The organism is Bacillus rugosus (assembly GCF_023238245.1).
GTDB classification, from domain to species: domain Bacteria; phylum Bacillota; class Bacilli; order Bacillales; family Bacillaceae; genus Bacillus; species Bacillus rugosus.
This window is the reverse complement of the sequence record NZ_CP096590.1, coordinates 2,080,402-2,094,833: the sequence shown is the minus strand read 5'-3', so window position 1 is coordinate 2,094,833 and position 14,432 is coordinate 2,080,402. Positions and strand designations below refer to the sequence as shown.

Sequence of the window (14,432 nt, the reverse complement as noted above, 5' to 3'; positions counted from 1 at the left end):
TGATATGGCGGCCATTGAGGACTTTGAGAAATTAGATATCAGAACAGGCACTATTGTAAAAGCGGAGGAATTTCCTGAGGCAAGAGTCCCGGCGATTAAACTGTTGATTGATTTTGGAGCAGAAATCGGCATGAAACAATCGAGCGCGCAAATCACGAAGCGTTACCAGCCGGAAAATCTCATCAACAAGCAAATCATAGCAGTTGTCAACTTTCCGCCGCGCCGGATCGCGGGATTTAAATCAGAAGTGCTGGTTCTCGGCGGCATTCCCGGCCAGGGCGATGTCGTCCTACTGCAGCCGGATCAGCCCGTTCCAAACGGCACAAAAATCGGATAACACAAAAAAGACGTTTGCCTAAGGCAAACGTCTTTGCGTATTGAGGCGATGCACCACACGCCACATTCGTGTGTGCCGCAAAGGGCATGTACATCGGCTTACACAATTCAGCTCATCGCTATATGAATATAGCATGGTGGGTGAAAGATTGCAAGGGTTACTTTGTTATTGAATGAATTTGTCATCTGATCATGATCTGACTATATGAAATATTTGCTACATAACGAGCTTTAGCATAAGAGGTAAGCAAGATCTAAGGTAAACGACTGATTTCATAAGCGGCACGGATTCCAGATTCAATCGCGCCTTGCATCCACGCATGAGTGAGTGAGACATGTTCTCCTGCGAAATGTATTCTTCCCTCAGGGACAGGAATATAAGGATACAGCTCTAATTCTTGTCCTGGTTCGAAAGCTGTAAAGGCCCCCGCCGAATAAGGGTTCTGACTCCAGCTAAAAGAGGCGCCGGACACAAATTCAGACCATACAATATCGCCATATATTTCAGATAAATTCAGTAACGTATACTGAATACGTTCACCTTCTGAAAGACTGTCCCACATCAGTGCCTCGTCTGCCCATGTATAACTCGCCAGAACAACAGCATGTCCATTTGCTCCAATACCAGTGCTTGGATAATACGAAAATCGAATCGGAAGATCAGTAATAGATTTCCCGCCGCGCTGCCCGGCTTTTTCCCAAAATCGGCTTTTAAACTCTATGCCGATTTTTGTTGCGCTCATATAGTTCAGTTCGCGAATTGCCCTCCGTTTATAGTAGGAAAAAGAATGGTATGGTTCGACTTTCACAAATCGCAATGTTGAAAAAGGAATGGTTACAATAGCGAGATCAGCTGTGAACGTTGTATGTTCTGCTGTTTGTTGATGCTGACAATGGATCGTAACGTTGTTCTCATTTTGAGAAATTCCCATCATTTTTTGATGGTATAGAATATTTGTTTTCAGTTGAGGAAGAAACGCGTAAGGAAGCCGATCCATACCGCCTGTTATCTCATAGAAATGAGAAGGCGATGAAAAAAAGATGGATTCTCGTAACACTTCAACAAGAGACATCCCCATATACGCTTCCATATCCAGAAGTATACCAATCATATCGATCGCGCCATATGAAAAGAAAGTGCTTAAGAAAGAGCTTAATGAATAATTCTTGTATTGGTTTTCAACAATCTGCCAATTTCTTGCAGGGTTTTGATTAATAAAGTTTAATATAGGCTGCAATACAGAAAGCAATAGTTCTTCAGCCGATTTCCCTTTTTCGTTCGGTGCAACGGGGTATCTTAATATCTGAGGATTTCGTTCAAAAATATGGAGACGTGTTTTGATTCCATTCGTATATATGATATCCATGGGGGTTCTGTTGATAAATACATTTGTTGGCAGTCTGAATTTCTTTATATATTCTAAGGTTAGCAAATGGTTATTCGGTATACGCATCGGACCAACATTTAAATACAATCCATCACTAAAGGGAGACCTCAAAGTGCAGACACGGCCGCCTGGTCTGCCGCTCGCTTCGAGAATCGTTACTCTATGACCGGCATTTTTTAGCAAAGATGCTGATACAAGCCCGGCCAATCCAGCTCCCACTACAATAATATGCTTTGGATGATGCGAAGCGCTAAGGCCGTTTCTAATGATCTTCATCATGTCTTCATCCATTAGAGAATTCACTTTTGGGAGGCACCTCTTTTTTAAATTTATTGCATTATATTCAGTAAAAAGGGCGTCTATCACGATTTGTTCATATCTTTTGAAATTTGTATGCCAAATGGGACGTTTATTCTCGTTACAAGAACAATAATGGGGTGAGGTATTTGACTATTGTTTTGTTCTGAGGGATATATCATGGAGTTCCTTGTTACATTTTCAAAGGACAAAGCAATCATGATGACATTCAAAGTTTTGAAGCTAAACACCAGATTACCCTTCCAGCTGATTATCAGAAGTTTATTACACTACATAATGGTGCGAGAATTTTTCAGATACTTGCTGACGGGGAGAATATAGGTGGAGGACTTCAGCTATTTAGCCTTGAAGAGATTGAAGAGGAACTAAAATATGAGGATTTGTTTGAAGGTATCAATGGTATCCCAATTGGCTACTTATTGGAAGAATGCCATTTAATGATCGATAAAGATAAATTGGATAAAGGGGATCCCAACTATCTTTTTATATTAGAAATAGGGGAGTATACACCATTAAATTTAAATTTTGAGATATTTCTAGACCGGTATATACTCTCCAATGGGGAAGCTTTTTGGGAATGGCGCTATTATACCGCAGAAAATTATTATTGAACAAGATAATGCGATGTATAAGGCAGTCAGATTTGGCTGTCTTTTTCTGTTATTGAAATAGTTGATTATGGTAAAATTTACATGGAATGAAAGTAGGGTACGAGAATCTTGAACCGGCTCAGGTGCAGCTTGCAGTGCAAATTGAACAGGCCAAACAGCTAGAAAGCGCAGGAGAAATCACCTGGGATATCGTAAAAGGTGTAATGCTCTTTACTAAGTTTTACTCGGGTAAAACAGTGAGAAGTATCTCAGTTACGTTATCAAATATTGAGGAAGATGTTAATCAGCAGCTGAGTTTATTTGAAGTGGATAATGAAAAGAGAAGGAAACTCGGGTTTGTAATGGATGGGATTAGTAGTAAATAACCGCTCAAAAGCGATTCTGAGAGCAGTTTCTTATACACTTGCAGGGAAGCACTTCACAGAGCTGGGCTTACTGGTGGACATAAATCAAAAAAATACGATGATAAATCTACAATGTTAATTTGCTGCTTTAATAGAGAAACATAACGTATTTTGTCACCAACACTTTTGGTTCTGCTGAATACAGAAAACATCATTTATTATACCATTAGACACATTACAGATTACTTATTTTTACTTAAATCGTTGGAAGTGGTTTTTCATCTGAGATAATAAAAATATAACTTTTCTCAATAAACGAGGTGAAAATCAATGAATGGTATAGAATTTTTAGAATCTGTGTCGCAACTTGGACAAATAATTTTATTGTTCTCCGGCTACGCCCTTTATTGGAGATTGAGTAAAATAAAAAGAGAACGAAGACTTACAAAATATGAAACTTTTCTTAGGTTCTTTGTAATGTTCGGGATATTAGCATGGGCGCTTTCGTTTCTTACTTTGCATTTGTGGTAACAAACTTTCCATTAAAATTTTATTTTGATGACAAAAGACCACACTGACTGTATTTTACAGTGCGGTCTTTTGAATTTAATTAGCAAATGATTAATCAAGAGTTGACAAATTAGTAACACCCATTGCTCAATAATGTTTCTAATGCGTTAAACATTAAACAAAAAATTATTTCCGCAAAATCTTCTCCATCGCTTTTCCCTTTGCTAACTCATCGATCAGCTTATCCAAATAACGAATTTCCTGCATAGTTGGTTCTTCGATGTCTTCCACTCGGACACCGCAGACCACACCTTTGATCAAAGCTCGTGAAGGATTCAGTTGGGGGGCTTCCGCAAAGAAGGTCTCGAAGTCTGTCTGTTTTTCCAGTTGCGCTTCTAACTCTTCCTGGCTATATCCTGTTAACCAACGGATGATTTCATCTACTTCTGTTTTCGTACGTCCTTTTTTCTCCACCTTCGTAACATAAAGGGGATAGACCCTTGCGATACTCATTGTATAGATCTGATGTTTGGTCATGATTTCTCCTCGCTTGTATGGTTTTCTTTAATATATCACGAAATATATTGAGTACAAACAAAGTAGCCGTTTGTAAGTGTCAAGATTCCCTCGCATAGTTATAGAAGTACCCTAGTTCTAAAAGACCCCTTTAGTCAATTATCAAACAATTCCATTCGGTTGACGGCATTTACAAGTAAACTTGTTCCAAGGGGATTTAGAAAATGAAGAAGAGAATTACATATGTACTGCTTGTTTCTTCTAGCAGTAGTAGCTTTCGCTTTCATTGATTCACCAAAAACCATAGCAGGAGAAGCGTCACCACCTTTATCATGTGCAAATTACGGGAAAAATATCTGAAGGAAACGATTTTGTTTGGGATGTCATTAACTTTAATCAAACCAAAGCTCCGAGCATTTAGCATTGCGTTCAGGCACTTTATTTACAGCTAAAAATTGATTTTGAAAGAGAGTGAACAAGGTGATTAGCACATCTAATTATGATGTAACCAAAGATCCGAAATTCTTAGCATTCTGCAGCTGCTACAGAAGGGTATGGAGGAAATAATTCAGCTCTCAGAAAAAATGAGGTAGTTGAGCCCGAGAATAAAAAAAGCTCACTTGACCTTAATAAGTCTTTAGATTATTGGAAATCGAGATTAAATGGTGGAGGTAGCCTTTATGCAATGGATTCGCAGGTATTAGATATTATCAGAAAAGCTTACAACTTAGAGGCATGGTTAACAAAGATAATATGCTGTTGCGAAAAACAAAGCTATAAAGGCTTATAAAAATTTAATATCGAAACAATACCCAAAATAAAAGTTGGATGTTGAATATGGATCGGAACTTATTATTCGAAATAAAAGTATATCCAGGCTGTATATTTTAAACACTATGAGTCTCAAATAAATAGAACTTCCTTATACAAAAACTAATTCAGGATTTCTTTAGGGGATTATGCAGTAACGGAGTCGGCTCGAACAAAGTTTTTTTATGTACTAATGGTAGCGGGAAATGAAGAAAGAACCTGGTGAAATTGCCCAGGTTCTTTTTGTATTGCACAAAAACAGACACGGTGATATAATCAGACCGCGTGCGCTTTCTGTGTAAAAAGTTATAAATACCCATCTTATATTTTTATTATATCATGCTGGAAAGCTCTCGTCAATTTTTTTTGAAGGGGAGATGTAGAATGAATTCTTTGGTTCTTGATTTTCACGAAATGGAAAAAACACAGCTTTTGCTCGTTGGGGGAAAAGGGTTAAATTTAGGGGAATTATCAAAAATTCAAGGGATACAAGTACCGGAAGGATTTTGTGTTACAACAGTGGGATACCAAAAAGCCATCGAACAAAACGAAATGTATCATGTTTTGTTGGATCGACTAACCATGCTAAAAGCAGAGGATCGAGACCAAATTGGTGAAATCAGCAGGAAGATACGGCAAATCATTATGGAAGTGGAAATTCCTTCTGACGTTGTAAAAGCAGTTACTCATTATCTCTCTCTGTTAGGCGAGGAACATGCCTACGCAGTGCGGTCCAGTGCGACGGCTGAGGATTTACCACATGCCTCTTTCGCCGGTCAGCAAGACACCTATCTAAATATTATCGGCAAAGATGAGATCTTGCAGCATATCAGCAAATGTTGGGCTTCACTGTTTACGGACCGCGCGGTCATCTACCGTATGCAGAATGGTTTCGATCACAGGCAAGTTTATTTATCAGTTATCGTTCAAAAGATGGTTTTTCCGCAGGCTTCAGGGATTTTATTCACCTCTGATCCAATTACCTCCAACCGAAAGCTGCTATCCATTGATGCCGGTTTTGGACTTGGAGAAGCGTTGGTCTCCGGTTTGGTATCTGCCGATAATTATAAAGTCCGCGATGAGGAAATCGTCGAGAGGAGGATAGCAACCAAAAAATTGGCTATCTATGGACGTAAAGAGGGCGGAACAGAGAGAAGGCAGATTGATCCTGATCAACAAATGACTCAAACCCTTACTGAAGAACAAATTTTACAATTAGCATGCATCGGAAGACAGATCGAAGCTTATTTCGGTCAGCCGCAAGATATCGAATGGTGTTTGGCTGATGATACATTTTATATTGTCCAGAGTCGGCCAGTCACGACTTTATACCCTATCCCTGAAACCGGCGATCAAGAAAATCACGTCTATATTTCTGTTGGTCATCAGCAAATGATGACAGATCCCATAAAACCATTGGGGTTGTCTTTTTACCTGTTAATTACTCCTGCACCTATGCGTATAGCCGGCGGGAGGTTGTTTGTTGATGTTGCACATTGGCTGGCTACAACTGTCGGCCGGGAAACTTTATTAAATACCATGGAATCCGATCCGCTCATAAAAGGCGCACTCATGACCATAATAGAGCGGGACTTTATAAAATTGTTACCAAATGATAAAAAAGAACAGAATCTCGGTCAAAGCCGTAAAGGTATTCCGTTTGCGGGTGCTCAAGCACAAATCGAAAACGATCCGGCCATCGTCTCTGATTTGATGAAGCGCAGTCAAACATCGATAGAAGAGTTAAAACAAACTATCCAAACGAAATCGGGAGCCGATTTATTTAATTTTATCCTGGAAGATCTCAAGCAATTAAAGAAGATTTTATTTGATCCGCAAAGTTCGGCTGTGATTAAAGCCGCTATGGATGCTTCAAGTTGGGTCAATGAACATATGAACAAGTGGTTGGGTGAAAAAAACGCAGCAGATACGCTTTCTCAATCTGTACCGGGCAATATTACTTCGGAAATGGGTTTGGCGTTAATGGATGTCGCAGATGTGATTCGTCCTTATCCGGAAGTCATTAATTATTTACAGCATATAAAAGAGGATGACTGTTTGGATGAACTGCTTCAACTGGAGGGTGGACAGGAGGCTCTGGACGCTATCTATGATTATCTCAGTAAATATGGAATGCGATGTGCCGGAGAAATCGACATTTCCAGAGCTCGTTGGAGCGAAAAACCAACTACACTTGTCCCCATGATTCTGAATAATATCAAAAACTTTGAGCCTAATGCCAGCCATCAGAAATTTGAGCAAGGGCGGCAGGAGGCTTTGAAGAAAGAACAAGAGTTATTAGACCGATTGAAGCAATTACCGGATGGTGAACAAAAAGCCAAAGAAACCAAACGAATGATCGACATCATCCGGAATTTCAGCGGTTACCGGGAGTATCCAAAATACGGCATGGTTCATCGCTACTTCGTTTATAAGCAGGCTTTACTGAAAGAAGCCGAACGACTCGTACAAGCGGGTCTTATCCATGAAAAAGAAGACATATTTGATCTCACGTTTGAAGAACTTCACCAAGCTGTACGCACCAATCAACTAGATTACCAGATCATCAGCAAACGAAAAGAGGAGTACAAATTATATGAAAAACTAACTCCACCGCGTGTGATTACCTCTGACGGTGAAATCATTACAGGGCAGTATAATCGGGAAAATCTCCCAGCCGATGCTATTGCAGGCCTGGCTGTTTCTTCCGGAGTTATAGAGGGGCGGGCACGTGTCATCTTAAACATGAAAGACGCTGTTCTAGAGGATGGAGATATATTAGTCACCTCCTATACTGATCCTAGCTGGACACCATTGTTTGTATCCATAAAAGGCCTAGTCACCGAAGTTGGCGGACTGATGACCCATGGAGCAGTTATCGCGCGTGAATATGGCTTACCAGCAGTTGTCGGAGTGGAGAATGCTACCCAACTGATAAAAGATGGGCAACGAATTCGTGTGCATGGAACAGAAGGCTATATCGAAATATTGTAATTGCTGTCTATTGCTCAAAGGAGAATGAGAGTTGAGCAACACTAAAGTACGTTGAAATCATCAATAGCCTTATTCAACAAACGAAAGACGATGGACAACGAACATAATGCAGTTGGTACATTTATCAATTATAAAAGAACTCTCTAGATTCGGAGGGTTCTTACATTATGGTTCTTAAAGAAAAGAGTATTGTCAAATGAAATACAGAGAAACCAGTTGTTGTCGATGCTATTCAGTGGACGGGTGAAAATTATACAGATATTGAAGAGTTTCTGGGCGATCCATTGCCCTCTGATGAATATGATGGACTTTTGATTGATACTTTAGAGGGAAATATGATTGTAGGTAAAGATGATTACACCATAAAAAAGTGAGTATGGGAAACTTTATGTTTGTACGTCTACAGATTTTGAGAATGTAAACTGAAAAAAATTTAATTGAAAGATAGTTTTAATTAAGGTGTGGAGGGTGAATATATATTGTCCTTGTTCTGGTTTAAGGATAATTCAAACATTCAAGTTGACACCTAGTATAGCAAGGATTTCATGAATATCTGCTAGTGTTGTAATGTTGCTTATAGTGCCAATAAATTGAGTATCCATGTTACCAACTCTCATCAAAAAAAGTCACAAAAAGAGGAACAAGTAAAGCGAACAATTTCTTTGCTGGTGTCGCAGCTGCGGAAATCCGCCTTCTGTGTTTGAAAGGAAATTATACCTTGGTTTTCCATATGGGATGAAAAATGAGTGGTAGATGAGGCTGATTAATAGGCTTGTTAGACCAATCAAGGTATTAATTTTAATAGTATGGCTAGCGAGCGATGGAGTGGCAAAGGCTATACTATATAATAATGCAACATTTCGTGAGCGGATTGAAACACTCCGTCACAGCAGATAAAAAGCCCTTCTGCAAAGCAGGTTTAGTATGATGAAAATAATAAAGACGAGATTATCCGAATTATTAAAGCGGTAAGTGAAACAATTAGAGCAGGAGAACAAGATTTAGACCAATTAAATGTGTGCGTATGCAGAAGTTACAAGAAGATATAGCTGAGGCAACCTCCCCTTTGTTGTTCAAGTAAGGGCCAGATTGTTGAATAAGGATAGTATTTAAAGAGGTTATTGTTGTCTTAATATCGAATAAAGATTAAGTTGAAGTATTTTTGATGGGAGCTACTTTATAATGTATATAACAACAAAAAGGTTATTGATACGTGAATTTGAATTCAAAGACTGGCAAGCTGTATATGAGTATACATCAGATATTCATGTTATGAAGTATATACCAGAAGGGGTTTTTACTGAAGAGGATGCAAAAGAATTTGTAAATAAAAACAAAGGTGATAAGGCTGAAAAATTTCCTGTAGTACTAATAGATGAAGATTGTCTTATAGGCCATATTGTTTTTTATAAGTATTTTGGTGAACATACATATGAGATCGGGTGGGTGTTTAATCCAAATTATCAAAATAGAGGGTATGCTTCTGAAGCAGCACAAGCTATCTTGGAATATGGATTTACAGAAATGAACTTACATAGGATTATAGCTACGTGTCAACCTGAGAATATTCCATCATACCGAGTTATGGAGAAAATTGGAATGAGAAGAGAAGGCTTTTTTAAAAAGTGTATTCCTAAAGGCAATGAATGGTGGGATGAATATTATTACGCAATTTTAAAGGAAGAGTGGAAATGAACTATTAAGAGCTTTTAAGTCTTACCTCTTCCTAAAAGGTTCCATTATTGAATACAGCAACATTGGCGATACAAAATATTGAGAGATGAAGCGCATCTGCAGCAAGCAGAGCGCTTTTTTTATGAGGAATCTCAATAAAAAGAGACATGAGCAATATGGATAAAATAAGTTAATGTCAAATAAAGTGTAAACAATGTGAAAAGCCGATCTCAACGAAAACGATAGAAGTCGAATATAGTCACCTAATCCTGGTCACGCAAGCAATATTAGTTAGTCTAAGTTTGGAATAAAACTTAATCAAATTTATGTTATTAACAATATTGATAAATGAACAAAAAGGAAAGAACATGTTTTGAAAAAAGATTGATCAAAACATGTTTTTATAATGTAATAGGTTAACATCTTATTAATCACTTGATTTACATTTGCGGGGGTTCCAAACCAAATTTTGTCCATTCCTCTTTTGCTGGACCATAAATACCTGGAACGCTTAACCCTGCTTGTCTCATAAGAACAGTCATTTGTCCTCGATGGTGATTTTGATGTTGAATTAAAAACATCAAAAGTGAGCCATTTGGCAATTGTTGACCAATAAAGTTGATACGTTCTTGAAGTGTATGGTCAGTCCATTGGGTTTTTAATGCTTGTACAAATGCATTACTGGCTTGATGATAACTATCTGCTATAAACTGGGCCGAAGAAGGAACTGGATAATCTTCAGCTGGAGCGTGAAACGTTAAGTCTGTGTTTGAGGTAATGATACGAATGGCAGCAACAGTATGCCAAGCAATGCGGCCTAAAGTCCAATTTTGTGAAGTTATTTCCTGTTTAAGTGATTCATCAGTTAGACAATTTAGTATTCTTTGTGTTGCATCGGCTTCGAACTCCCAAGATTTAAAAAAATGATTTAAGGTTTGAAACACAAAAATCCTCCTTATAATTTTTTGTTTTCTTTCTATAAACCTGTAGTTCAATTATAATGTCACGTTTAGATAAAAAGAACAGAACTTTAAAAGGCATTACGACATTCTTATAATCGTCACAACTTTAATTCAAAGCTACATTCAAAACCAACCTAAATGATAAGGAAGTCAAATAAGATTTGTTTGATGTTGAAAAATTCCTTTTTTACAAGGGTTCTGAATAAAACAACTGTTTTAAAGAGAAAGGGGAACAGCCTTACTTCTAATTAGAGACAATTCAGGAGAAGTACATAACAAGTAAAGAACCCAGCTGCAGTTTTTGATTCAGGGTTGCAGTGTTTTATTAATAATAGGTGTAGAAGAATCCATACAAGAATACCTTGAGAATATGCAGAACACATATCAAGCGCAGGGTTAAATGATATTGCAGATGATTTGTGTTTTATAGAGTTCCCAAAAGATCAAGAAGAGATTGATAGGGTGTTCGTATCTGTGACTAAAATGGAAAGCTATATGCAAAGAGTGTTTGTCAATAAGCTGAAGAACAAAGGAGCTGGGGAACGTGAAATTCTTTAAATTTCACGTGATCAAAAATAAAGAAGGAGATTACAACACATGTAATGAATTATTATAGTAGGAAAGAGAAAAATTTTACAACAAAGGGAGGAATGAGTTAGTAATGAAGGGTTTTATCAAGGGTGCTGTTCTAACTGCTGTTCTAGGTGTTGGTGGTACTTTATTTGCAGGTGATGTATCTGCACACGGGTATATAAAAGAACCGGCTAGTCGAGCGTACATGGGGTCATTAGAAAAACAAATAATTGGTTGGACGGCGGCTGCACAAAAATATGGTTCCGTAATTGATAGTCCTCAATCGGTAGAAGGGCCAAAAGGGTTTCCATCTGCGGGTCCACCAGATGGGAAAATTGCATCAGCAAATGGAGGCTCGGGGCAAATTGACTTTGGATTAGACAGGCAGACTGCAGATTATTGGGTAAAACAAAACATGCGCGGGGGCCTAAACACCTTTACTTGGCACTATACTGCTCCTCACGCAACATCAAAGTGGCACTATTATATAACCAAGAAAGGTTGGAATCCCAATAAACCTTTAACTAGAGATGAGTTTGAATTAATTGGAACTGTAGATCACGATGGTTCAAAGGCTGATACTAATCTTTCTCATAAGATTTATGTACCAACTGATCGCAGTGGTTATCATGTCATTCTAGGGGTGTGGGATGTTGCGGATACTTCTAATGCCTTTTATAACGTAATTGATGTAAACATCTTACGGTGATGTTGAACCTCTACGGTTTTAATAGCTAACACCAGTTATGACTATATGGAGAAAGCGGTTAGTGTATCGGTTAGTGAAGTGTTGACTGTAATAACAAAGAAAAATGTAACGGAACCGGGAGAACACAGATTGTTTGAGTATGGGAGTTCCACAATCAAATGGGAAGCTGTAAAGCTTCTAAGGGAGCTATAGATCGGTTTGATGTTCGTGCATCTGCCGATCTTTTTTAACCCTAATAGAAATGTACTCCAAAAGTATTTTGGTATATGCTTCATTTAGACCTCTCAATTACCTCTTAGAATCTTTTATATGGTGAAATTTAGTAGGGTAATTTAAATGGAGGAGCTTTATGGAAGAAGGAAATGTAGTTCACATGACACTCAATGGTATTAAGAAAGCCGTTTTTAATTGTGGTACATTCCCTAATGATTATAAAGCGTTTTTGTTACTACATAATAGGATGGAAATGTTTGATGGTATTGAATTACTTAGCAAAGAAGGAATGATTGGTCACAATGAAGTCCAAGATTTCCCCGAGGGATACGTCCTAATTAGATATCATTTAGTATTATAAACTGGTTTCAGAATAAGAAGACTCCAAAAAGGAGTCTTCAGCTACTATTTGAGATCGTTAAGGACGATTTTTGCTGCCTCAGCGATAAGAGCATTATCATAACTAGCATCTTTCGTAAATCGGTTAGATAGGATTGCCAAAACAATAGGAGCTCTATTAGGCGGCCAAACGATAGCAATGTCGTTTCGTGTTCCGTAACTTCCGGCTCCGGATTTATCGCCGACTTCCCATCCTATAGGAGCGCCTGCCCGAATCAGTTCGTCACCAGTAGCGTTCCCCCGCATCCAATCAGTTAAGATCGTGCGCTTATCAGCCGTGAGAGTGTTATCCACAGTGAAAGCTTTAAGGTCGGTTGCTAGTGCTTTTGCGGTGCTTGTGTCACGAATATCTCCAGGAATGGCAGAGTTTAGATCTGTCTCGAATCGATTAGCTTTGGTTACATGATCCCCAATCTGTTTCAGTGACTTTTCGAAACCTTTAGGGCCGCCAAGTTGTTGCAACAATATGTTCCCAGCAGTATTATCGCTGTAACGGATAGCAGCCTCTGAAATTTCCTTCAGGCTCATGCCTGTATCTACGTGTTTTTCTGTGATTGGAGAATATGTAACTAGATCGTCTTTGCTATAGTGGATGACTTCATTAAGTTTATCAATTGGGTTTTTCTTTAGGACAGCAGCTGCGGCTAAAACTTTATAGGTTGATGCGTAAGCAAACCGTTCATTCGGCCGATAGGTGATAGTCTTGTTTGTGCCTGTGTCAATTGCATAAACGCCAAGCCTGGCATCAAATTTTTTCTCAAGCTGAACAAATTTTTTACTAGTTATACGGCTTGTCATTTTTGTGTCTCCTATGGCTTTTGCTTCAGCATGCGTTGAACCGTCAAAGGGTTTGAAACCAGTAAGGCTTAAACATAAAAGTCCAATACATAATCCAAGTTTTAATGTCGCTTTATTTTTCAAATGAATCAAGGCCCCCTAAGTTGATTTTGTATTCACCTTCTATTAATACCACAAAAATAGGAGCAAAATCGATATATTTCCAATGAATCTTAGACAAAACCGTATCATTTATCTCGTTTTCTAATGTCTAATATGTTAAGAGAACAGGGGCGATGAGGGAAAAAGGAAGGAACAAGAAAATAGATGAAAACGAATTTTAAAGGTGAACATCATGTGAAATCTTACATCACTGATAATAGGGCAGGTGTAGTAAGGGATTTTTATAATCGTTCCTATTGCCACCCATATGGCATTATTTAAAAGGATGGGCACGAATTCATCCTAATGGGCTTTATCAATTATGATTGGAGTGTTATGGATGCAAAGAAAAAACGTTTATCTTTATGTATTTCATACAATGTCAGACTGGGAATATGGATATTTAATTGCAGAACTTCATTCAGGGAGATACTTTAGAAAAGGTGTAGCACCATTAAAAGTAGTTACAGTAGGAGTTAATAAAGAAATGATTACGACGATGGGAGGGCTAAGCATAAAACCAGATATTTCTCTTGATGAGTGTACTCTTGAGAATAAAGATCTTTTGATTTTACCCGGAGGGAATACTTGGGGAGAAGAGATTCATCAACCGATCTTGAAAAAGGTAGGCGAAGCTTTAGAGCTTGGCACGATTGTAGCTGCAATTTGTGGTGCAACCGAGGGTCTCGCGAATTATGGCTATTTAGATTCGAGAAAGCATACAAGCAATGATTTAGAGTATATGAAAATGGTCTGTCCTATTTATAAAGGAGAAACATTTTACGAGATGAGACCGGCAGTATCTGATGAAAATTTGGTAACTGCATCGGGAATAGCTCCCTTGGAATTTGCGATGGAAGTACTGAAAAAACTAGATGTATTTGCACCAGATACATTGCATTTATGGTATAAGCTGAATAAGACCCATAAACCTGAATACTTCTTCGAGTTAATGAATACAATAAATTGATAGAATCATTACCATTTGCCCCTGAAATGAAGGGGCATTTTTTTGTTAAAGTCTAAATAATCTTGAATGACGGAATATGTCTATTTATTGGAAAGAAAGCGCGTAACCGAAGGGGAGTAGGGTGAAACAAAAATTTGAAACAATAACAGCATGTAGCACGTATCGA

At 38.2% G+C, this 14,432-nt stretch carries 10 protein-coding genes and 4 pseudogenes; 10 read left to right on the top strand and 4 right to left on the bottom strand.

The window, feature by feature from the left end; all coding sequences use genetic code 11:
* Positions 1-4 precede the first annotated feature (4 nt).
* The gene (gene csaA, locus M0696_RS10255; protein ID WP_222142983.1) at positions 5-337 is read left to right on the top strand and encodes a chaperone CsaA; all 333 of its coding nucleotides are present in this window, start codon (positions 5-7) and stop codon (positions 335-337) included.
* Positions 338-590: 253 nt separating this feature from the next.
* Here csaA and M0696_RS10250 read toward each other — a convergent pair whose 3' ends face one another.
* On the bottom strand, positions 591-2,027 hold the full coding sequence (locus M0696_RS10250) for a flavin monoamine oxidase family protein (protein ID WP_222142982.1): 1,437 nt from the start codon (positions 2,025-2,027) through the stop codon (positions 591-593).
* A gap of 150 nt (positions 2,028-2,177) precedes the next feature.
* Between M0696_RS10250 and M0696_RS10245 the strand changes: the two are divergent.
* The 3 genes and pseudogenes from M0696_RS10245 to M0696_RS10235 all read left to right on the top strand — a co-directional run.
* Positions 2,178-2,653 (top strand): annotated as a pseudogene (locus tag M0696_RS10245) (SMI1/KNR4 family protein); the annotation flags it as partial.
* 89 nt (positions 2,654-2,742) lie between these two features.
* Positions 2,743-3,162: pseudogene (locus M0696_RS10240) on the top strand (hypothetical protein); the annotation flags it as partial.
* A gap of 165 nt (positions 3,163-3,327) precedes the next feature.
* Positions 3,328-3,528, top strand: a complete 201-nt coding sequence (locus tag M0696_RS10235; RefSeq protein ID WP_248601942.1) for a hypothetical protein — start codon at positions 3,328-3,330, stop codon at positions 3,526-3,528.
* 165 nt (positions 3,529-3,693) lie between these two features.
* Here the strand turns inward: M0696_RS10235 and M0696_RS10230 are convergent, their stop codons facing one another.
* On the bottom strand, positions 3,694-4,044 hold the full coding sequence (locus M0696_RS10230) for a DUF2200 domain-containing protein (protein WP_222142981.1): 351 nt from the start codon (positions 4,042-4,044) through the stop codon (positions 3,694-3,696).
* Between the two features lie 459 nt (positions 4,045-4,503).
* On the opposite strand from M0696_RS10230, the pseudogene M0696_RS10225 reads away from it, so the two are divergent.
* From M0696_RS10225 to M0696_RS10215, 3 genes and pseudogenes are all read left to right on the top strand, one after another.
* Positions 4,504-4,844 (top strand): annotated as a pseudogene (locus tag M0696_RS10225) (hypothetical protein).
* A 373-nt stretch (positions 4,845-5,217) separates the two neighbouring features.
* Entirely contained in the window at positions 5,218-7,827 is a 2,610-nt protein-coding gene (gene ppsA, locus M0696_RS10220) for a phosphoenolpyruvate synthase (protein WP_222142980.1), read from the top strand.
* 1,182 nt (positions 7,828-9,009) lie between these two features.
* A complete protein-coding gene (locus M0696_RS10215; protein WP_222142979.1) occupies positions 9,010-9,522 on the top strand; it encodes a GNAT family N-acetyltransferase in 513 nt (170 codons plus the stop codon).
* 419 nt (positions 9,523-9,941) lie between these two features.
* On the opposite strand, the gene M0696_RS10210 is transcribed toward M0696_RS10215, so the two are convergent.
* On the bottom strand, positions 9,942-10,445 hold the full coding sequence (locus M0696_RS10210) for a DinB family protein (RefSeq protein ID WP_222142978.1): 504 nt from the start codon (positions 10,443-10,445) through the stop codon (positions 9,942-9,944).
* A gap of 679 nt (positions 10,446-11,124) precedes the next feature.
* Between M0696_RS10210 and M0696_RS10205 the strand changes: the two genes are divergently transcribed.
* Both M0696_RS10205 and M0696_RS10200 read left to right on the top strand, forming a co-directional pair.
* Positions 11,125-11,745 (top strand): lytic polysaccharide monooxygenase auxiliary activity family 9 protein, encoded by a 621-nt coding sequence (locus tag M0696_RS10205; RefSeq protein ID WP_166852254.1) that lies wholly within the window; start codon positions 11,125-11,127, stop codon positions 11,743-11,745.
* 373 nt (positions 11,746-12,118) lie between these two features.
* Positions 12,119-12,307: pseudogene (locus tag M0696_RS10200) on the top strand (hypothetical protein); the annotation flags it as partial.
* Positions 12,308-12,363: 56 nt separating this feature from the next.
* Here M0696_RS10200 and bla read toward each other — a convergent pair.
* The gene (gene bla / locus M0696_RS10195; RefSeq protein WP_222143406.1) at positions 12,364-13,284 is read right to left on the bottom strand and encodes a class A beta-lactamase; all 921 of its coding nucleotides are present in this window, start codon (positions 13,282-13,284) and stop codon (positions 12,364-12,366) included.
* Positions 13,285-13,636: 352 nt separating this feature from the next.
* Here bla and M0696_RS10190 point away from each other — a divergent pair, with 352 nt between their 5' ends.
* A complete protein-coding gene (locus tag M0696_RS10190; RefSeq protein ID WP_222142977.1) occupies positions 13,637-14,266 on the top strand; it encodes a type 1 glutamine amidotransferase family protein in 630 nt (209 codons plus the stop codon).
* The last annotated feature ends 166 nt before the right edge of the window (positions 14,267-14,432 follow it).

What these genes read in the sequence shown, in the direction of transcription:
- M0696_RS10230 (WP_222142981.1), bottom strand. Translation starts at nt 4,044, where the DNA reads ATGACCAAACATCAGATCTATACAATGAGTATCGCAAGGGTCTATCCC.
- csaA (WP_222142983.1), top strand. Translation starts at nt 5, where the DNA reads ATGGCGGCCATTGAGGACTTTGAGAAATTAGATATCAGAACAGGCACT.
- M0696_RS10190 (WP_222142977.1), top strand. Translation starts at nt 13,637, where the DNA reads ATGCAAAGAAAAAACGTTTATCTTTATGTATTTCATACAATGTCAGAC.
- ppsA (WP_222142980.1), top strand. Translation starts at nt 5,218, where the DNA reads ATGAATTCTTTGGTTCTTGATTTTCACGAAATGGAAAAAACACAGCTT.
- M0696_RS10215 (WP_222142979.1), top strand. Translation starts at nt 9,010, where the DNA reads ATGTATATAACAACAAAAAGGTTATTGATACGTGAATTTGAATTCAAA.
- M0696_RS10205 (WP_166852254.1), top strand. Translation starts at nt 11,125, where the DNA reads ATGAAGGGTTTTATCAAGGGTGCTGTTCTAACTGCTGTTCTAGGTGTT.
- M0696_RS10235 (WP_248601942.1), top strand. Translation starts at nt 3,328, where the DNA reads ATGAATGGTATAGAATTTTTAGAATCTGTGTCGCAACTTGGACAAATA.